Below are 21,020 nucleotides of genomic sequence, written 5' to 3' on the forward strand. Positions count from 1 at the left end.
TGAATATAACCAAATGAAAAATTTAATAAAGAGATATTTTACGTCTGTTGCAGTATGTTCGTTCTTGCTGACAATGATGATTTCCTCATGTTCAAAAGATTACTTTGTTGATGGTGGACCTTCCAAAGCAGAATATAATGGTACTGTATTACAGTATCTTGAATCTAATCCGAAATTTGATACCATAGCACAGATTGTCAAGCTGGCGGGCATGGAAGATGTTTTTAATAATGACGACATTACTTTCTTTGCACCTACTGATGAAGTGATCAGACGTACTATTGGTCAGGTGAATTCAAATGTGCTATTTCTGCGGAACGGGTTAAATCAGCAGTTGTTTGATTTACGTAAAGATACCATCCGCACATTGGCTGATGTTCCTTCAGAAATTTGGAGAAAGTACTTGATGCGTTACGTGTTTAAAGGTAAGAACGTACTAAAAGATTATCCACAGTTGGACTTCCGTCTTAAGCCACTTTATCCAGGTGGATTTTATACTGGAATCAATGGTGACCTATCTAATATCGGTGTTGTTTATAATAGTGCGAACAGCGTTGCCTACACAGGATATCGTCAGTTATCTATCTCTTATATTCCAGATCCTGCAAACCCGTTAAGTTTTATTCCAGCGGCGGTTGCCTCTTCAGACATTCAACCTAAAAATGGCGTTGTACATGCCTTGGCGATTACCACATTTATTTACATAAACGGTGTTCAAGGTAGTATTTCTATTGGTGATGTGATCACCAGTCCAGGAGCGAACCTGTTTGGTTTTAATTTTGATTTTTACCAAGAGGTGGTTTTAAGTAAATAATGTGAGATGGTTAGCTTCTCTTTAAAGGTGAAGATACTGAGGAACATAAATAGTTTTAATAGTTAAATATAAACAGTATGAAATTTAAATATACCAGTTTGGTTGTTGTGTTCGCCGGGTTACTAATAGGCGGATGTAAGGAGGAGGGGCAGGACTTCAAGAATCCTTATGAAGGTGGTAAAGAAGCATTGGGTATTGTCACTAATGCTCAACAAGTTCCTGTGCCAGAATCAGGTGAAGCAGGTACAATTGTTAGTATTGCTGCTACCGGATTAGATAAATTTAAGGCAGGGGAATTAAAATTCAAGTTTAATGGGGAGGACGCTGATATTACGGAAGTCACTGCTGCTGGAATAAAAGTTCGAGTTCCAAAAAATGCAAGCTCAGGCGTGACTACTTTTGTTGTTAACGACCAGTTAGTATTTGGCCCAAACTTTACAGTTACCGGTAAAGTTAAGATCGACTTAACCTGGAAAAGTACCATAGGTACTGACAGAATCGTTTTGAAAGGAGTTAGACTTCCGGATAATAATATTATGATCCTTGGTGATTTTACCAATTATGATAATAGAGGTATTGTCAAAAAGATTAACCGAATTGCCAGATTATTACCGGATGGTACCTGGGACCGTACGTTACAGTCAGGTGAGGGTGCTAACGGCGCTCTTTATGACATGGCGTTTCTAAACGGCAAGTATTATATCGCAGGTGCTTTTGGAGGCTATGCTCAGAGAGGTGGAGGTATTAGTAATATCACTCAAATCAATAGTACAGGTGTTATTGACACTGTTTCACGAGAAACGTACCTTAAGAAAGGCGTAACCGTTTCTCCTTTCAATGGCGGAGTTGACCGGGCAATAACTAAGCTATATAGTTTTGGAGGTAAATTGATTGCTACCGGAGATTTCACCTATTATCTTTCGCGTCGTTATGATCAGCCAAGCTATACCTATAAAGATAGTACTGTAATTGATAGCGTTGATGTTAGGCAATTGGTTAGGTTCAATGCTAATGGTAGCTTGGATTCTACCTGGCGGTTTTTACCAAAGGCGCCGGGTTATAAAGGTAAGTTGGGTAGGAGTTTACCAGGTGGTACAGGAGCTCTATTGTCTTTGATGCACACGGATGGCAAGATTCTTTGCTATGGTGCGTTTCCTAAATTTGATGATGCTACTGTAGGACGAATAATCAGACTAAATGCAGATGGTACAATTGACCAGACTTTCAATCCAGGTGGAGCAGGAGCAGATGATATTATCACATCCGTTAGCTACAATGCGGCTACCAACAAATATGTAGCGGTAGGTTACTTTAGAACGTTTAACGGCAAGCCTTCACTTAATATGGTTCAGTTGAACTACGATGGTTCGGTTGATGCTTCGTTCACTCCAAAAGTGTTTGGTGGTGGTCAGCCTGCGTTTGTTAAACAACTTAACGATGGTCTATCTCTCATTACAGGCGATTTTAAGTCTTATGACGGCGTTTCAAAAGGGGGCTTCTTGTTTGTAGATAAGACTGGTGGACTTGCCGCTGGTTACAATACAATTGGTAATGTTTTAGGCTCATACCAAAAGATCAATGACGTATTGGAGAGCACTTCGACTGATGGTAAACGTGCATTAATATTAATGGGTCAATTTTATATGTTCGATAACAAGCCTTACAATAATATCATAAGAGTAACTTTAGAATAAGATGAGAGACCAGTTTAAAACTAACCAACTGAAAAATAAACTAAAGAGTATGAAAAATTTAAAGATCCAGTCTTATATTGGAGCATCTCTCTTAATAGCAACTTTTGCCACGTCGTGCAAGAGTGACTTCGAAAAAGTCATTCCTGGAGCGCCACCGGTATCGTCTAATGTTGACTATAAGGTTCCTAAAGTGCTATATATTATTGCTGATGGAGCAAGGGGTACATCTGTTAGAGACGCAGAAAGTATTAACATTAAATCGCTTATAGGCAATTCCATATATACCTGGACTGGCTTAGCCGATACGACTAAGAATGATGCCACTAACTGGGCAGATATGATTACCGGTGTCAAAAAAGAAAAGCATGGGGTTATCTCAGAAGATTTTGCAGGTAACAAATTAGGTGCGTACCCTTCTATATTTAATAGAATTAAATCTGTCAACCCAAAGTTGAGGATTGCAAGTTTTACTTCTTCAGAGGTAATTAAGACGAGATTGACAGGCGGTGCCGATATTTCTGAATCTTTTGCAGGCAACGACGAAGCAGTTAAATCCAGAATGGTAGAGTTTCTTAAGACTGATACGGCTTCCTTAGTTATGGGTCAGTTTTCAGGAATAGAGGCTGCAGGTAAGACGTCAGGCTTTGATGTTTCATTTGCTCCTTATAAAGCGGCAATCAATGCGTTTGACGCAAAAGTGGGTGAGATGGTAGCTGCAGTTAAAGCAAGACCAACCTACGCTAAAGAAAACTGGTTGGTGATTATTACTTCTAACCGTGGTGGCCAGTTTGTTTTGCCTGCCAACCAAGATGATAAAACGGTGTTTAGTAATACGAATGCTAATGTTTTCACGGTGATTTATAATGCTAGTTTTAAACCTACTTTTATTGGTAAACCTTTCTTAGGTAACTCCTTTGCAGGGGCTGCAGTTAGGTACAAGGGTGATCCAGAGAAAACTCAGGGTCTAGTAAGTGACGCAAAATCTGTGAACTTCAACTTCGGTGATACTTCTGATTTTAGTATTTCTATTAAAATTAAAAAGGGATTAACGAAGAATAGATCCCGCGGTGATTACTACTACGCATGGCCATCTGTCTTAGGTAAAAAAGCTAATTCAGGTTGGGGAGCGAGTAATCCGGGCTGGGATTTTTCTTTGTTTTATGATGGATGGCGTTTCTTCCTCTCTGGAGGTACTGATTTCGGAAATGGTACTGAGATTGCTGGCGCTAATTTTAGCGGCAATACTTGGCATGATTTAACCGTCGTCGTCGAGAGAAAGGCTGATGGCTTTAGATACGTCAGAGTTTACACAGATGGAGTAAAAGGAGTGGCCAATGGCCCCAATAATGGAGGTTCATATCCCGCACCAAATGGTTCTCCGGAAAGACCGGTTAGCGTTGATGTAAAGTTATCAGGTAAACCAAACATGAACAACACCGCACCAATGCGAGTTGGATTTACTCCAGGTGAGCTGGATGGTGATTTCGGTAATATCAATGTTAATTTAGCTGAATTGAAAATTTGGAAGGTTGCATTGCCGGAATCGGTGGTACAGCAGTACTCATGTGATGCCTCTATGGATGCCAGTCATCCTTATTATAATTACCTTGTAGGGTATTGGCATCTAAATGAAGGATCAGGTACAACGATGAAAGATTTGGGTCCGTTCGAAGCGAATATGACTCTTCAAGGTACTTACGCTTGGGAATCATTTTCTGATCTAATATGTTCACCAACTGTTACTGCTTTAGGTAACCTAGTTCCAAAAAACTCAGATTTGCCTGCACAAATTATAAGCTGGTTCAACATCCCTCGTCAAGAGTCGTGGGGATTAGACGGGAAAGTTTGGATATCTAACTAAAATGTTTAGCGGAGCTGCTAAACAGCTCCGCTTATAAATAATATTATGATTTTAAATATGAAAAAAGTATTTACCCTAATGCACTTTTGTCTTCTTGCCATTGGTGCATCTTTATTCACGTCATGCGAGAAAGAAAAACTTGAGGATGTACTGTCTAAGGAGGAATATGGAAGCGTTTCAGCTTCTCTTGCTACAAAAACAGAAATTGGTACAGGAAGTGCTTTTACATTAACTGGTGGAGAATTAACAGTTCCAGTCACCGTGAATTTTTCTACAGCGACTTCCAGAGCGTTTACAATTCAGCTTACTGCCAATCCAGACACCGTTGCAAGTTTAGTAACGTCGGGCGCGTTAGCCACCGGTACATTACCAATTGCCGCAGGTACATATTCACTTCCTCCGGTATTAAATGTCCCGATTGGAGTTACTCAAGCAACATTTAATCTTGTAGTAAGTAGATCTTTTCTAGAAATTAATTATGGTAAGATCGTCGCTCTTGCTTTGAAAATGACAGGCCCTGCTAAAGGGAATACCATTGCTCCAGGCAAAAACGTTGGAATCATCACCATTAATACTGCGCAGGCAATTGCAGCTGAAGCTGTGCACTATATCGGCTTCACAGCGAATTCTTTACTGGTGCCTAACAATAACAATTTTACTACCGGCTCTCAAGACCTGACTATTAGCCTTCCGCTGACGTTATCAGGGGTTGCTGGACCGACGTTTACCGTTGATGTTATTAAAGACGCTACTGTTGCTACAGCGGCTATCGCAGCAAACGGAGGCGCAGCCAATGCCGCAGTTTTGCCTAATGACAGATTTGCAGTTGGAAACGGTAAAGTTACTTTTGATCCTTCAAAAAATACTGCGACCTTACAGTTGACTACGAATTTTTCGCAGTTAATGATGCTTACAGATAAGAAATGGTTGATTGGATTAACCTTAAATAATCCTTCAAAATACCAAACAAGTGGAGACAAGAAGTCTATCGTTGTTGTCATTGATGCAAACAATTTGTCAAGACCATATATAGGCACTGAAAGTACTCAGGTACGTGCGTATGATGGCACGCCATTTCTTATTTCAGGAACAATTGGTAAAGTTTCAGAGTTTATACCTGCTGCAATCTTTGATTTAGGGGGTGAGGGTATTGGTTATCATAATAACAATCAATCTAAAGAAGGAGCTTCAGCATTTCGTCCAAGTGAATATGTAGACATTGTGAATGATATCCCACGTAGGGCTATTGGATGGACATCAGATAATGAATGGCTAAACTTCACTGTTAATGTTGAGGCAGATGGAATATATGACATGAATGCATTTATTGGAAGTAGCAATGAGGATGGACGGTATAGCATTTTTGTTGATGGAATCAATATGACTGGTACTTTAAAGAATAAGAAAACCGGTAATGATAACTATGGAAATTTTCAACCCAATTTATCAACGTTCGCTTTGAAAAAAGGAAGACACATAGTTAAGTTCTTCATGAACAGAGGTGCATACGACTTCCAAGGCTTGCAATTCACCAGAAAAAGCTAATCTTACCTAGACTATAACCAAACAAACTTTAACCACCACAAGGCCATGAGAAAATTTATTAAACCAGTAGTATTACTTTTTATAGCAGGAGCTTTCTCCTCATGTGAAAAGGACCAGCCTACAAATATTGTTGATGAAGGAGCTGTAGTAAACCCCTTTGCTAACTTCGAAGTTGTTAAGGACCCAAATGACGGCTTCACCTATAGTTTTAACAACCTTTCTTCAAAGTATGAACGATTAGAATGGAGATTTGGTGACGACACTTTAAGTACCGTAGCTTCTCCAAGCCATGTTTATTTGGCTACAGGTAAATATCAGGTAGATTTGAAAACGTTTTCATCTACAGGTGCTGTGACAAGAAAACTTGTGGACATAAACATAGTGCCGGACAGCGTGGCGAAAGTTACAGCTGTTAAATCTGGTGTTCTTAACCAAGTTAAATTTGGAATAACTGTTAAAGCAAAGATCAAGACGATTGAGTGGACTTTTACAGGTGTAGCTGCGGGTGAAAGTAAATCCACTAGTTTGGAGCCTGTAAAGACTTTCTCAGCGGGATCATTTAATTCGTTCACCGTTCATATCGTAACCGACAAAGGCTCTGTCGTTGATCTTTCTAAATTTGTTACTCCAGAAGGAATCGCAGAAAATATCACTCAAAATTACGTTGCGTTCACACCATCAACAAACAACACAGGCAATACCAATGAGAATGCTTCGAAGCTTGTCGATAATAACTTAGAAACGAAAATTTATTTAGGTGGGCCTCCGTTCCCATTAACCTTTAAATTTCAGTATGCTTCACCGCAGACAGTAAAGATTTATGCGATTGGATCGGCTAATGATTCCGATACGAGAGATCCTAAAGTATGGACTCTCGAAGGATCAATTGATGGTACGGAATGGACTGTTCTTGATTCGAGAACTCAAGCAACAAGTTTCTATGCCCAAGCTGGCAACCAGTGGAAGAAATTATTCTATTTTACAATCGCAAATCCAAGACCATTTGCATTTTACAGGTATAAAGTCACCTCAACCTTTGGCAGTGCCAACTTCCAAATATCAGAAATCAGACTATTTAGATAGAATCGTTTAATATTTTGTTTAAAAGGTGGCTCCCAAAGCCACCTTTTTTTATTTTACACGAATGTAATAAATTGGGTACGAAGGGGATAATCCGTGCTGGTGGCATATGTTTTGTTTAAATTAGCATATTATTTAACAAACCATTCCCCCCAAAAAATGAACAAAATATTTAAGCCCTTCCTTTTATTGGTATTCGCTGCCATATTAGTTTCCTGTGAAAAAGACCAGGTATTAGTTCAAGAAGTACCAGCTTCAGAAAAACTTCCACTAGTAGATTATACTATTATCCCCGGAGATGATCCTTTCACTTTTAAATTTGAGAACAAATCTTCTGGCTTTGAAAAAGTAGAGTGGCGTTTTGGAGACGACACTTTATCTACAGTTTTATCGCCTAGTCATGTCTTTCTAGCCCCAGGTCTATATCAAGTTGATTTACAAGCATTTAATTCAGAATTAGGTGTTTCTAGAAAAATGGTTGATATTAATATTATAGCTGATAGCGTCGTAAAGGTAACCGCAACTAAAACAGGCGTATTAAACCAGGTTAAATTTAATTTAAGTAGTAAAGCAAGAATAGCCTCTGCAAAATGGACATTTAATGATGTTTCTCCTTCAGTTGTCTCTGAAAGTCTTTCACCTGTGCGTAATTATCAGCCTGGTTCTTTCAATAGCTTTAGTGTTACTATAACTACAGATAAAGGTTCTGTGTTAACATTTGATAAATTTGCAACGCCTGAAGGTGTCGCTGATAATATCACTCAAAGTACGTTATCTTTCGTTGCATCGACGGATAACGGCAATACGAATGAGAATGCAGCCAAACTAATTGACAATAATTTAGAAACTAAAATGTATTTGGGCCCTGCGCCACTTCCATTAACATTTAAATTCCAATTTGCATCTGCTGAGACGGTTAAAATTTATGCGATAGGATCTGCAAACGATTCTGACAGCCGAGATCCAAAAACCTGGACTTTAGAGGGTTCTGACAATGGCGAAATCTGGACAGTTCTTGATTCTAGAAATCTAACCAGCTCGTTTTATGCTCAAGCAGGAAATAAATATAAGCAGTTGTTTTATTTCACTGTTGCAGAGCCGAAGCCTTTTATATTTTACAGATGGAACATTACTTCCATGATTAATGGTACAAGCTTTCAAGCATCAGAAATAAGACTTTTCAGGTAAGATACTCTTGCTCATTAAAAGCCAACTCTATAGAGAGTTGGCTTTTTTTATTTTACAACGAATTTGTTACAATGGTGTTTGACTACCTGTACAATATTCATTATATTTATGTACTCATCCGGTTAAGAAAGGGGATGAGTACATAAATTAACCAAATATAAATTTCCCCTCCCATGAACAAAATCCTTAAACCGATTTTAATTCTGTTCTGCTCCGCAGCATTTATTGCCTGCGAGAAAGATCGTGTCTTTCCAGCTGAAACTACTGAAACTGGTGCACTTCCCGCTGTTAATTACGAGATCGTGGCAACAGACGATCCATTTACCTTTTCATTTAAGAACAATTCTACAGCCTTTAAATCCATTGAATGGCGATTTGGCGATGACAGCTTGTCTACGGAGACTTCACCTACCCACTTGTTTCTTAGGGATGGAAAATATGAAGTCGTGATGACAGCTACTTCTGAGACTGGAGCAACGGCTCGTAAACTTGTGGTCTTAGAAATAGATGCAAATAAGTTTGCAAAAGTATTTGCTGCGTCGAATGGAACTGCCAATACCGTTAAATTTAAGATAAACACAACAGTACCACTCCAATCTATTAAATGGGATTTCGGGGATGCTACAACCGGAGACCAACTTGAGCCGGCAAAGACTTATGGCGTTGATCAGCTTTTTATTTCCAAAGCTACTTTTACAACAAAAAAGGGATCTCAAGCGACGATAAGTAAGTTGATATCTGCCGACGGTTCTGTTGAAGAAGTTACCAGCAAATATATCAAGAATACTGGTCCAAAATTCGTTGCTTCTGAACGTGTTGGAAGCAGATGGGGTGTAGTAGCTGATTGGAGAGTTAACCAAGCTGTTAGACAAAGAGAAGGTGGAATGGGTGGATGGGATGAATGGGAAGGTAATAGTATGTCTATGGAGAAATGGGGCGGTGAACCGGAAATTTTAAATGGTAAAATAGAACAAACTTCTTTAGCCCCTTTGCCTGTAAACAAATACTTTTATGAATTGAAATTTCATGACTTCAGCGTGAAAGACAAGCTTTATAATGTCATCTCAAAAGCTAACAGCCTTCCTGACATAGGCAATGTTGAAACGGATGCTAACGTTCTTGGTCGCTTAAAATTCAATGGAAATGCTCCTTTAGTGTCGTATACCGCTTTTCGTGTCACGGAAGTAAGAAACGTTACTTTTGGTTTTGTAGCTACCTTCCAGCAAGCGGATCAGAATTTCAAATTAACACATATCAAATTGTATCAGTTAGAAAAGTAAAACTTTGTTATCTTTAAAATACTAACCCAGCTGCCAAAAACAGCTGGGTTTTTAGCAGTAAAAGTAAACCACATCCACACCTAACTTTTGTACCACATCGCATGATTAAAAAACAATTACTAGCCTTATTCTTTATTTTCGTTGCTGTTATTGCTGTAGCTCAAGAAAGCAAAGCCCCCTCTTACCCATTGATTACACATGACGCTTATTTTAGCATTTGGTCGAGCACAGACCAATTAAACGCTTCCGTGACCAACCACTGGACCGGAGCGGAACAATCACTTTTGGGAATAATTAAGGTGGACGGTAAATCTTACCGCTTCCTTGGAAATACAGAGCAGGCATATAACGCCATTCTTCCATCTTCGGAAGAACAAGACTATAATTTTAGTTACACTGAGAACACTCCAAGCGGAGATTGGAAAGCAGCTGATTATAGTGCCGGTGATTGGAAAACAGGAGCTGCACCCTTTGGTGATGTATCTCAATTCGCTAAAACGGCATGGAAATCTAAAAATCTTTGGGTGAGAAGATCTTTTGATTTAGCTGATCCCATGTTGAAGGATCTTGCACTGAAGTTGAATCATGATGATAACATTGAGGTTTATTTAAACGGTAGTTTAATATACAGTCATGTTGGCTGGACTAACAATAAGTTTTTGTATATTTGTTAGAAGAATTGGAACTGCATTTATTGATAACTAGACAATCATATGGACACCAAATTGGAAATTGGCAGGTTTTTCTCTAACGGAAACTTTGATCAGGCAGCTCAACACCTTAATGATGATGTGGAATTTCACGTCTATGAAGATGATAAACACCTAATTGGTAAGGCTCAGGTAATGGAATTTTGCGATGAGATTGCTAAGTATTTTTTATCGGTAGAGACTAATTTCCTTGAAAATGGGTACTTGGTATCCGACGATAAAGTAATCATCTATGGTTATGCTGAGTTTAAGAGAGGGGGAAAGCTGGTAAACGCTGTCAACTCTTGTGATGTTTATGAATTTAATGCTGCGGGTTTGATCCAGAGGATACATTCATATTGTAACTCACTCAAACAGTAATCCGTAAACCGGCCTTGCTCCAATAGTCGCTTATCAAGCCATCGCTGCTGGCAGAAATGGCATAGCTTTAGCTGCGATAGCTAGATCAAGCAGCACTTTATGGAAAACTTAAATTCTAAAGCATTTAAAACTGAATTCGTGGATACGTTCCCGGGGGATGAGAGCGGTAATGTCAGCGCAAGGCAAACTCCAGGCGTACTATATAGCAAGGCAGTACCCACTCCTGTAAAGAAACCTGAACTTCTTGCCTGGTCGACCGAACTGGCAGAGCGTTTGGGTATATCAGCACCTAATCCCGACGACATAAATATTTTAGGCGGCAACCTGGTTACGACAACAATGTATCCCTACGCTGCTTGTTATGCCGGTCACCAGTTTGGAAACTGGGCAGGGCAGCTTGGAGACGGTCGGGCGATCACGTTGGGAGAGTGGGAAACTCCGCAAGGCAACACCTGGGAGTTACAATTGAAGGGCGCTGGCCCAACGCCATATTCCCGGAGGGCCGACGGTAGGGCAGTTTTGCGTTCATCTGTGCGGGAATACCTCATGAGTGAAGCGATGCATTACCTCGGCGTACCTACTACGCGGGCACTGGCTTTAACTGCTACCGGCGACAAAGTAGCGCGGGACATGTTTTACGACGGGCATCCTGCCTATGAACCTGGCGCCATTGTAATGCGTACCGCTCCAAGCTTTTTACGCTTTGGTAACTTCGAAATGCTTAGGGCGAGGAATGAAATCGACAATCTCACGCAGTTGGTAGACTGGACAATCGAGCGCTTCTATCCCCATATTGAAGGCGACGACAAAGTACTTCGTTGGTTCGGCGAAGTTGTTGAACGTACTGCCACTATGATAGTGGAGTGGCTGAGGGTAGGTTTTGTACATGGGGTGATGAACACCGATAACATGTCTGTGCTTGGTTTAACAATTGACTATGGGCCTTTTTCTTTTCTAGACAACTACGACCCGGATTTTACACCGAACACCACCGACCTGCCAGGCAAACGATATGCTTTTGGTCAGCAGGCTAACATCGCTTACTGGAACCTGAGCTGCCTTGCAAATGCATTGGTACCCTTGATGTCAGACAATGACAAACTATCCAAACAACTGGAAACCTATGCAGACTTCTATTGGCTGAAGTACTACGCTATGATGGCAAATAAGTTGGGCTTAGACGGTATAAAAGGTGAAGATGACGAGAAGCTTGTCGCCGAGTTTGAGAACGTATTGACCGCTATCCAGCCGGATATGACCATATTTTATCAGTTGCTAATTGATTTGCCGACTGAATTCGCCACAGAGGAAGAGGTGCTTAAATACTTTAGGAACAGCCTCTATGGTGATCCTGAACCAGCGGATGTCACCCAGCTTCATACGCTTATTAAGAGCTATCAAGCTCGTTTAAAAGTTAACACCTGCACAAGCGACGACAGCTCAGCGCGGATGCGCAAAGCCAATCCAAGGTTTGTTTTGAGGAATTATTTACTTCATATGGCTATTGAAGAACTGCAAAAAGGCGAGAATCAACTGTTTTTGAAACTGCAGCGGGCCCTAAAAGATCCTTATTCAAGTGACCATGATGAGTTCTTTGAAACACGCCCAGGTTGGGCGACGCAACAGGCTGGCTGTTCAATGTTGTCATGCAGCTCATAGATCCAGATTAACTATTGAATAATGATAAGGATAAACATTTAGTGTTTTCTCAATAACGTTTATCCTTATCATGCAATAAAGTGAGCTGCAGGTTTCCTTTTACTATCCTTTCCTTAAAGCAGCTAACAACAGTTTGGCTGTTTCCTCAGATGAACCTGGATTCTGACCAGTGATTAGCAAACCATCCTGTTTCACGTACGAAGCCCAATCTGAGCCTTTGCTATAAGTTGCACCCAACCTGTTCAGCTCGTCTTCGACAAGGAATGGAACAACTTTGGTCAGTTGTACTGCCTCTTCTTCCGTATTAGAGAATCCCGTAACTTCCTTTCCTTTTACTAATGCTTCGCCATTTTCATCTTTGACATGAATTAATGCACCCGGCGCATGACATACGAATGCAACAGGTTTACTGCTGTTGTAAAAGCTTTCAATTAAAGAAATGGAATCTTTATCGTTGGCTAAATCCCATAATGGACCGTGGCCTCCAGGATAGAATACCGCATCAAAATCTTGCGCTTTTACATCTGCAAGCACTACAGATTGAGATAATTTCGCTTTAAGATCTGCATCTGCATGGAAACGTTCTGTAGCAGGCGTCTGGTTTTCGGGTTCATCACTTTTTGGATCTATCGGCGGCTGACCGCCTTTGGGCGATGCAATTGTGATTTCTACACCTGCATCTGCCATGGCATAATACGGTGCAGCAAATTCTTCTATCCAGAAACCGGTTTTCTTTCCGGTATTTCCTAATTCACTATGTGAGGTTAATACCACTAATACTTTCATAACTATTGTTTTAATTAGTAACTCATTTTAACTATTTGTTCAACATCCGATGGAGCAAGCGTTTTGTGCTCTCCTAAACCTAACCATCCACGCGCTGTGAAACGTTGCGAAATTTTCTCTGCTGTGCCTTCATAATCAGCAGTGTAGTCGGATAATTTGGTGTCGATACCCAATGAATGGAAAAATTCCACGGTTTTTTCAATAGCTGCCTTTGCAGTTTCCTCAACAGTTTCCGCCTCAATGTTCCAAACTCGTTTACCATATTGAGCCAGTTTCTCTTTCTTAGCTTCAAAATTATAATGGTAATGGCTTGGTGCGATCACAGCAAGTGTCCTTGCATGGTCTATGCCGAACATTGCTGTTAGTTCATGTCCCATGGCATGGACTGCCCAGTCGGTCGGCACCCCTTTTTGTATCAAACCATTTAAGGCCATTGTGCAACTCCACATAAAATTACTTGCCGCTTCGTAGTCAGCTGGGTTTTTCATCACCCTTGGTGCGATTTCAATCAAAGTTTGCAGGATGCTTTCGGAAATCCGATCTTGTAAGAACGCTTTAGTAGGGTAGGTCATATATTGTTCCAGCACATGGGTGAAGGCATCCATGATGCCATTAGCCAATTGGCGCTGAGGGATTGACTGCACTACCTGTGGATCAAGAATAGAAAATATGGGGAATAAACCAGGACCGCCCATAGACAATTTCTCTTGTGTTTCTTTGCGCGTGATCACAGAACCAGAATTCATTTCAGAACCGGTAGCAGGAAGCGTCAATACCGTTCCAAAAGGCAAGCCTTTTTCAGTTCTGATACTTTTCTTCAAAATATCCCAGGGTTCTTCACCTTCATACAAGGCTGCGGAAGAGAGGAATTTTACGCCATCAATTACGGATCCGCCACCAACTGCCAGCATAAATGTGATCTGCTCAGATTCAATGATCTCCAACGCTTTCATTAGGATTTCATATTCCGGGTTTGCAGGAATCCCAGAAAACTCAACGACTTCAAAGCCCTGTAAAGCTTGCGTCACTTGTTCATAAATGCCATTTGTTTTTATGCTTCCACCACCGTAAAGCAACATCACTTTCGCACCACTAGGGATCTCTTTTGTTAATTTTGCTATTTGTCCTTTCCCAAAAATGATCTTGGTAGGGTTCATGTATTCGAAATTCAACATTGTATGTGTAATTAAATCTTAACGATCATCTTTCCATTGTTCTTGCCTTCAAAAAGGTCAATAAATGCCTGGGGGATCTGATCAAAACCTTCGACTATGGTTTCAGAATAGGTCAATTTTCCTTCTTGCAACCAGGTACTGAGTTGCTCAATTCCTTCCTTGAACTGATCAATATAGTTTGAGACGATGAAGCCCTGCATGAGTACACTATTCTTCACTAATATTCCCTGGATCCTCGGACCAACTTCCACTTCAGTGTCGTTATAACTTGAAATTGCACCGCAGAGAGGTACACGTGCGAATTTGTTAATGTTGGCAAGCACGGCATCTGAAATTTCACCACCTACGTTATCAAAGTAGATGTCTACTCCATTAGGTGCGGCCTGTGCAATTGCCGCTTTCATATCCTCAGTAGTTTTGTAGTTGATCGCTTCGTCAAAGCCAAACTTAGATCTTAACAGTGCTACTTTTTCTTCAGAACCAGCGAGGCCAATCACTTTGCAACCTAAGATCTTCGCGATTTGTCCGACTACACTACCTACAGCACCAGCTGCACCTGAAACGACGAGCGTTTCTCCTGGTTTCGGATGTGCAATCTTTGTTAAGCCAAAATAAGCCGTCAAACCGGTCATGCCCAATACACCAAGATAGGTAGATAAGCTTGCTGCGTTCGCATCAACCTTGTTCAGGCCAGCTCCGTTGGAAACCTGAAATTCTTTCCAATCTAAATTGCCAGTAACGAAATCTCCAGCTTTGAAACCATCCAGTTTCGACTCCACTACTTCTGCAACCAGGGCAGATTGGATTGGTTTGTTTAACTCGAAAGGGGGGATGTATGATTTTGCGGAAGTCATCCTACCCCTCAGGTAGGGATCAACAGATACATATAATGTCTTCAATAATACCTGACCAGCTGCTGCCGCAGGTTTTTCTTCTTCCACAAATTTAAAGTCGTCAAGTGTAGGTTTTCCTACCGGGCGCTTGTTGAACAGAATTACTTTATTCATGATTTTTCTTTTTAATTCCAGGAATGTCATCCATGGATGGTAAATGTGTAAATTTTTTAACCTCTTACTTTTTCTAACATATCATTTAAGTGATCGGCTTCCTCGTCTGTTAAGTTCACCAGTATCGAGTCGATGATTACCCGCGCTTTTTTCTTTAAGAGAACCCCTTCCTTAGTTAGTTTGATATAAACAACACGCTGATCGCTACTGTTTCTTTCTTTCTCGATTAGCCCCTTTTCCAATAGTTTGTTCAAGAGTCTGGAGGTATTGGGCATGCGGTCAATCAGACGTTCAGTAATTAGATTTACAGTAGCGGTATGTTTCGGCTGACCATAAAGAATGCTCAGCACATTGAACTGCTGAAGTGAAAGGTTTGTAGGCTTTAAGGAAGCTGCAATTCGGTTTAAAATCCAGTTGGAGGTGAAGATGATGTTGGTAAGTGCTCGTTGTTGAGCGCTGGAAAAAATATGTTGTATTTCATTTTCTATTTTTACAATACAAAGATACCATCCATGGATGGTATCTTGTGTCATGCATAATTCATCTTAGTTAATGCATAGCTATAGTATTGCTTAGCGTGCCATTATTTTGGCTTTCGTGGCTTCCTGCATCAATTCATATTCTTCTTTTCAACTTTCCAGCCGGGATCTTTCGCTAAACCAGGAGGATTTCCTGTAAACATTTTACCTGCGTTATTATCGCGCTTTAACTGCCATTTATACCACGATATAGCCACTTTTGCAAACTCGCCTCCGTGGTATTGCCTGTAGGTTCCACCATGGCCGACATCTAAGTTGGCAACAAAAACAGGTACATGATTAATGCGCTTAAAATCGTCCATTCCGTTATTGTAAGCAATGTCTTTTTCTCCACCCAAAACGTACAGGGTAGGCGTATGTAGCTTTAAAAGCTGGGTTTTATTCAGTGCGGGCATCCCTGGCATTCCTCCACCTGCCCCCAAAATGCCGCTATTATAGATAACCGCGGTAGTTATCCGGGGATCTGGAGCCACTTCAAGCGTTTGAAGCCCTCCGCAGGACATTCCGCTTACAGCTATTTTTGTCACATCTATTTTTTGGTAGAGCGGACTTTCTTTGTCGTTATTTTGAGCAATTGCCCAGTCAATGGCATCTGATAATTGGCCAGAAGAGCTACGGCCTGTTGGCTTTACACCTTCCTGTGGCATAGGACCGATAGCGATGATGAGAAAGCCATGAGAGGCAACCTCGGAAAGGAAATTGACATGTTCCCATGGTGAATTAGCGCATGCGCCATTACCCCATGCAATTATTGGCAACTTGCTTTTGGGACCAAAAGCACTGATGTCTTTAGGCCGGAAAATTGTATGGGTCGGCAGGGAGATTTCTTGGATCATTAGCGCTTTATAGGGGCCGGATCCGCCATCTTCAACAGTTTTTGAGCTTGTTTGGGCAGTTTGTGCATTGGTTCTGACGCTTAATGTCAATCCAGCAATTACTGCAATCAATGTTAAAACTTTAATTCTCATAGCCTTTTGTTATCTAAGTATTATTGTAACTGGAATGCGCTGATAGATGAAGGTGACTAGTTAATCCGCACGGCCAATTAATTCAACGAAATTACCGTCAGGGTCCTGCACAAAAAGAAAATGCATGTCCTTATTTAGAGGCGTTGGAGTACTTCCCAGAAATTTGACTTTTAATTTAGTCAATCTTTCAATAATCGGCTTCAGTGATTTAACGTTAATAGTGATATACTGCATACCTAAATCGTCTTGAACAAAAGTTGATTTGCGATGCGCCGCTTTTTTCTCAAAGCTCATTAGTTTGAACTCCGTAGCCTCTGGGCTATTTTCAAGCTTTAAAACCGTGATCGCGAAAGGTATGCCGCCGGAAAGTCCCGATCGCTTAGTAAAATCCTGGTCTAAGCTGAATCCGCCTGTTTTAGTCATGCCAATGCCGTTGACATAGAAATCCAAGGAACGGTCGAGGTCTGAAACGACCACACCGATGTTGATCACTTTGCTGCTGAAGTTGTTCTGGGAGACTGCCACTTTGCTATTCATTATAATTGATAGCAAGAGAAGTGTTTTGAAGATAGTTTTGTACATGGTCCTTGTGTGTTAATTAGAGGTGTATTTATTTCGTGACTTTCATCACTCGGTTGAATTTTTTTTCTCCAGGGTAAAGGCAGATCTATAGACGTTTACTTTCCAATTATAACATAAGTCTTTCCAGCAGCAGCTACAAAATCATACAGCCAGGTCTGCGGCAGTTGAACGCTTAGGTCTTTTCGGCTCTCTTTAATCAGCGGTTCCCTGATGTCAGTAGGTGTATTAAAAATGCCTTTTTGCATACCGTTAGATTTTTTCAACAGCTTGTTGGAGACGGGCTGGGGAAGACGCAAGCGACAAACTCCATTCTGAGAGGCATGAATAACCAACCTGTTGATCTTACGATCCGCCCAGGACACCTCAATTTCATAACCTCCTCTGGCCATTAGTCCCTTTAAGTTTCCATTTGGCCAGGCATCCGGCAGGGCAGGTAACAGGTGTATAGCGTCATCGTGACTTTGTAGCAACATCTCGGCTATGCCAGAGCTGCAGCCATAGTTTCCGTCGATCTGGAAGGGCGGGTGGGCATCAAACAGGTTTGGGTAAGTTCCTCCAGAACCTCCGCCAACAGGTTTTATTTGGTCGGTAATCAATTTATAAGCATGGTTTCCGTCGAGCAGTCTTGCCCAAAGGTTGATCTTCCATGCCATAGACCATCCCGTAGAGACATCTCCTCTATATATTAAAGAATTTTTAGCAGCTGCAAATAATTTTGGATGTTTAAAAGGGCTGATCTGATTACCGGGGAACAGTCCGTAAAGGTGGGAGACATGCCGGTGTTTATCCTCTGGATTATCAAAATCTTCCAGCCACTCTTGTAGTTGCCCGTGCTTTCCAATTTGCATTGGCGGCAGGCGGTCACGCAGCCGGGATAGGCTATCTGAAAATGTTTTATCAACTTTTAATACCCCAGCAGCTCGAATGAGGTTAGTAAACAACCCATAGACAAGCTGGTTGTCCATAGTTGTTCCAGCAGCTACGGAAACCGCAGTCTTTCCGCCCAGATATTGATTCTCTGGAGAGATCGACGGTGAGACGACCATATATTTGTGATCCGGATCCTGTTGCAATACATCCATATAATACCATGCAGCGGACTTCATTAAGGGATAGTATTCTTTAAGGAATTTCAAATTGCAAGTATATAGGTAATGCTCCCATAAGTGCTGAGTAAGCCAAGAGCTGCCCATTGGCCAGAGACCCCAAAATGCGCCGTCAACTATTCCAGTAGTTCGCCAGATATCTGTATTGTGGTGCATCATCCAGCCTCTGGCACCATACATTTGTTTTGCACTTTCCTGCCCGGTGACTGATAGATCTTTGATCATATTAAACAGTGGTTTGCTGAGTTCAGAAAGCTGTGTAACTTCGCTCGGCCAGTAGTTCATCTCGGTATTAATGTTGACGGTATACTTGCTATCCCAGGGGCCTTTAAGTTCACCATTCCAGATCCCTTGTAAGTTGGCTGGTTGTGAACCGGGCTGAGAAGCAGAAATCAACAGGTAACGGCCAAACTGGAAATAGAGTTCAGCTAGTTGCGGATCATTACCATCCGAGAAATTTTTAATACGAAGGTCGGTTGGCTCTTGCGCGGCTTTTGTAACACCCAAATCGAGGGACACTCGGTCGTAATATTGTTTGTAAAACAAACGGTGAGCCTCCAGCAATTGGCTAAAGCTGCGAGTATAGGCTTTATCTAATAGCTGTTGTGCCTTCAACAGCGAATTTCCAGACACATCTTTATAATTCACGAAGTTGGTAGCTATCGAAAGATAAATAACTGCCGTATCAGCATTCACAATTGCAATTCCCGAGGTATCAGCTTGCTGAGAACCGCCAGAGGTTTTAACCCGGCTGATGACATGAAACTTAATCTGACCTTTTTGATTCTCATGGTCACTGCCCTTTCCCTGGAGGATCAGGTCATTCGCTTTTACATCAATGCCTGTAGAAAGCGGACTTTTAAGCCTAAGCTTGCAGCTGATCATTTTAGGACGGTCTGCACTTAGTCTCACCATCATCACCTGGCTGCCGAAGGACGTAAAATACTCCCGTTTGTAAGTAACTCCGCCTAGCTTGTAACTAGTTGAGGCTGTTGCATTAGCAATATCAAGGTCGCGACGATAGTCTTCACTCTGCGTATGACCTGGAAAGTCAATATATAAATTGCCTGCGAGTTGATAGGGCATGCCGCTGTTTCCTTTAGGACCCAGCTTACGGTTGGCCAGTTCCTGAGCTTCCACATATTTCTTCTGTGCCAGCAACACCCGAACTTCAGCTATGCTACTGCCGGCCTGTGGATCAATGTTGTTATTTGGTCCGCCTCCCCAGATCGTGGACTCATTAAGCTGGATCCGTTCATGGTCCAAACCGCCAAAGATCATTCCACCGATGAAGCCGTTTCCAATTGGTAATGCCTCGTTCCAGTTATTAGCCGGCTTATTATACCATAGCTGATGACGTCCTTTGTCCTGACCAAAGCTTTGAAGCGTAAGCCCCATAAAAAGGAGTACTAATGTTTTTATCTTCACGTTAATCTCTATTTATACAGTTCGGTTAAAACCGGATTACATTCCAGTAAGCAGCTTTTGGTTGCAGATCCTTATCAAACAACAACGGGTAATTTTTACGACCTCGAACAGGGAAATTATCGAGCCAGCTATAGCGATCAGATAGGTTCCAAAACGTAACTCCGGTTAAAATGCCCTTGTATTGCCTAAAAGTTTCAAAGAATTTGCCGTACTGGTTGGCCTGCTGTTGTTGCAGCTCGGCATTGAAGCCTGTGGCTCCTGCTGATCCTGCCTGCTCTTGAATATTACCGTCAGTATATACTGAAACGTCGAGTTCAGTCACCTGAACTTTAATATCTAGTGAAGCATATTGATCGATAGCCTGCTTAATCATCGCCTGCGAGGGGTCTTTGATGGACCAATGACCTTGTAACCCAACTGCATGTACGGGTACACCGGCGTCGCGGAGTTTCTTTAGTAAAGAAAAAATACGTTGCCTTTTCTCCGGATATTCTGTATTATAGTCATTGTAGAATAGAACGGCATTTGGATCGGCCTCGTGAGCGTATTCGAAGGCCTTTGCGATAAAGTCTTCCCCGCATATTTTGTACCACAAAGTGTTGCGCAAAAATTCTTTTGGGTTATCCGAAATTGCTTCATTGACTACATCCCAGGCGTAGATTTTCCCTTTGTAGCGACCAACGACCGCGTAGATATGTTCTTTCAAACGTTTAAGTAGAACATCTTTACTAACCTGATTTCCCGCACTATCAACGAACATCCATTTGGGAGCCTGAGTATGCCAACAGAGGTTATGGCCTCTAACCTTAAGCCCATTTGCAGTCGCGAAGTTTACGATGGCGTCGGCACCTGTCCAATCATATCGATCCTCCTGTGGATGAATTGGTCCCATCTTCATTGCATTTTCTGCGGTCAGGCTATTAAAATGTTTCAGAATCAATGCGCGTTGTTCAGAATCTACCAACTGGCGGGGAGTTACGGCCACGCCGATGGGAAAAAAGCTTTTGTAATAGTCTTTCAGACCCTGTTTATCTTCTTTCTTTTGCTGTGCAATTAAGCTGAGGGGACCAGTAAGTAGAAGCAGGAACAATATCCAGCGTTTTACACCACGTGCGTTGTTATAGACCATCGATTGTCCACTTTTTGAGTATTTGTCCATATTCGGTATTGAAGCTAATATCGCTTAATTTATATTGGTTAGGTTGCACATCAAATCAGCGCAAACCCAAAAATACATG

18 protein-coding genes are annotated in these 21,020 nt (G+C 41.5%); 10 read left to right on the forward strand and 8 right to left on the reverse strand.

The features are described 5' to 3' along the window. Window positions 1–13 precede the first annotated feature (13 nt). The 10 genes from WKF66_RS11890 (at window position 14) to WKF66_RS11935 (ending at window position 12,191) form a co-directional block, all read left to right on the forward strand. Complete coding sequence (locus WKF66_RS11890) at window positions 14–814, forward strand: fasciclin domain-containing protein (RefSeq protein ID WP_489674674.1); 801 nt, start codon at window positions 14–16, stop codon at window positions 812–814. A 77-nt stretch (window positions 815–891) separates the two neighbouring features. Beyond that, a complete protein-coding gene (locus WKF66_RS11895) occupies window positions 892–2,508 on the forward strand; it encodes a DUF5008 domain-containing protein (protein ID WP_489674675.1) in 1,617 nt (538 codons plus the stop codon). Window positions 2,509–2,557: 49 nt separating this feature from the next. Next, window positions 2,558–4,369 carry a DUF4983 domain-containing protein gene (locus WKF66_RS11900; RefSeq protein WP_489674676.1) on the forward strand — a complete coding sequence of 604 codons (1,812 nt, stop codon included), beginning with the start codon at window positions 2,558–2,560 and terminating at the stop codon, window positions 4,367–4,369. A 57-nt stretch (window positions 4,370–4,426) separates the two neighbouring features. After that, window positions 4,427–5,914 carry a hypothetical protein gene (locus tag WKF66_RS11905; RefSeq protein ID WP_489674677.1) on the forward strand — a complete coding sequence of 496 codons (1,488 nt, stop codon included), beginning with the start codon at window positions 4,427–4,429 and terminating at the stop codon, window positions 5,912–5,914. A 45-nt stretch (window positions 5,915–5,959) separates the two neighbouring features. After that, on the forward strand, window positions 5,960–6,997 hold the full coding sequence (locus tag WKF66_RS11910; protein WP_489674678.1) for a PKD domain-containing protein: 1,038 nt from the start codon (window positions 5,960–5,962) through the stop codon (window positions 6,995–6,997). Window positions 6,998–7,153: 156 nt separating this feature from the next. Next, window positions 7,154–8,182 (forward strand): PKD domain-containing protein, encoded by a 1,029-nt coding sequence (locus WKF66_RS11915; RefSeq protein WP_489674679.1) that lies wholly within the window; start codon window positions 7,154–7,156, stop codon window positions 8,180–8,182. A 173-nt stretch (window positions 8,183–8,355) separates the two neighbouring features. Further along, entirely contained in the window at window positions 8,356–9,462 is a 1,107-nt protein-coding gene (locus WKF66_RS11920) for a DUF5013 domain-containing protein (RefSeq protein ID WP_489674680.1), read from the forward strand. A gap of 101 nt (window positions 9,463–9,563) precedes the next feature. Next, entirely contained in the window at window positions 9,564–10,136 is a 573-nt protein-coding gene (locus WKF66_RS11925) for a DUF4964 domain-containing protein (protein WP_489674681.1), read from the forward strand. 39 nt (window positions 10,137–10,175) lie between these two features. After that, the gene (locus WKF66_RS11930; RefSeq protein ID WP_489674682.1) at window positions 10,176–10,532 is read left to right on the forward strand and encodes a nuclear transport factor 2 family protein; all 357 of its coding nucleotides are present in this window, start codon (window positions 10,176–10,178) and stop codon (window positions 10,530–10,532) included. A gap of 99 nt (window positions 10,533–10,631) precedes the next feature. Then, the gene (locus WKF66_RS11935; RefSeq protein ID WP_489674683.1) at window positions 10,632–12,191 is read left to right on the forward strand and encodes a protein adenylyltransferase SelO; all 1,560 of its coding nucleotides are present in this window, start codon (window positions 10,632–10,634) and stop codon (window positions 12,189–12,191) included. A 102-nt stretch (window positions 12,192–12,293) separates the two neighbouring features. Here the strand turns inward: WKF66_RS11935 and WKF66_RS11940 are convergent, their stop codons facing one another. The 8 genes from WKF66_RS11940 to WKF66_RS11975 form a co-directional block, all read right to left on the reverse strand. After that, entirely contained in the window at window positions 12,294–12,977 is a 684-nt protein-coding gene (locus WKF66_RS11940) for a type 1 glutamine amidotransferase domain-containing protein (protein WP_489674684.1), read from the reverse strand. Between the two features lie 14 nt (window positions 12,978–12,991). Next, window positions 12,992–14,152, reverse strand: a complete 1,161-nt coding sequence (locus WKF66_RS11945) for an iron-containing alcohol dehydrogenase (protein WP_489674685.1) — start codon at window positions 14,150–14,152, stop codon at window positions 12,992–12,994. Between the two features lie 11 nt (window positions 14,153–14,163). Further along, entirely contained in the window at window positions 14,164–15,159 is a 996-nt protein-coding gene (locus WKF66_RS11950; protein WP_489674686.1) for an NADP-dependent oxidoreductase, read from the reverse strand. Window positions 15,160–15,215: 56 nt separating this feature from the next. Continuing rightward, window positions 15,216–15,692 carry a MarR family winged helix-turn-helix transcriptional regulator gene (locus tag WKF66_RS11955; RefSeq protein WP_489674687.1) on the reverse strand — a complete coding sequence of 159 codons (477 nt, stop codon included), beginning with the start codon at window positions 15,690–15,692 and terminating at the stop codon, window positions 15,216–15,218. 77 nt (window positions 15,693–15,769) lie between these two features. After that, window positions 15,770–16,666 carry a poly(ethylene terephthalate) hydrolase family protein gene (locus tag WKF66_RS11960; RefSeq protein ID WP_489674688.1) on the reverse strand — a complete coding sequence of 299 codons (897 nt, stop codon included), beginning with the start codon at window positions 16,664–16,666 and terminating at the stop codon, window positions 15,770–15,772. Window positions 16,667–16,726: 60 nt separating this feature from the next. After that, window positions 16,727–17,248 carry a VOC family protein gene (locus tag WKF66_RS11965; RefSeq protein WP_489674689.1) on the reverse strand — a complete coding sequence of 174 codons (522 nt, stop codon included), beginning with the start codon at window positions 17,246–17,248 and terminating at the stop codon, window positions 16,727–16,729. A 95-nt stretch (window positions 17,249–17,343) separates the two neighbouring features. After that, entirely contained in the window at window positions 17,344–19,782 is a 2,439-nt protein-coding gene (locus WKF66_RS11970) for a glycoside hydrolase family 95 protein (RefSeq protein WP_489674690.1), read from the reverse strand. A 25-nt stretch (window positions 19,783–19,807) separates the two neighbouring features. Beyond that, a complete protein-coding gene (locus tag WKF66_RS11975) occupies window positions 19,808–20,941 on the reverse strand; it encodes an endo-1,4-beta-xylanase (protein WP_489674691.1) in 1,134 nt (377 codons plus the stop codon). Window positions 20,942–21,020 lie beyond the last annotated feature (79 nt).

The organism is Pedobacter sp. (assembly GCF_037719805.1).
GTDB lineage: Bacteria > Bacteroidota > Bacteroidia > Sphingobacteriales > Sphingobacteriaceae > Pedobacter.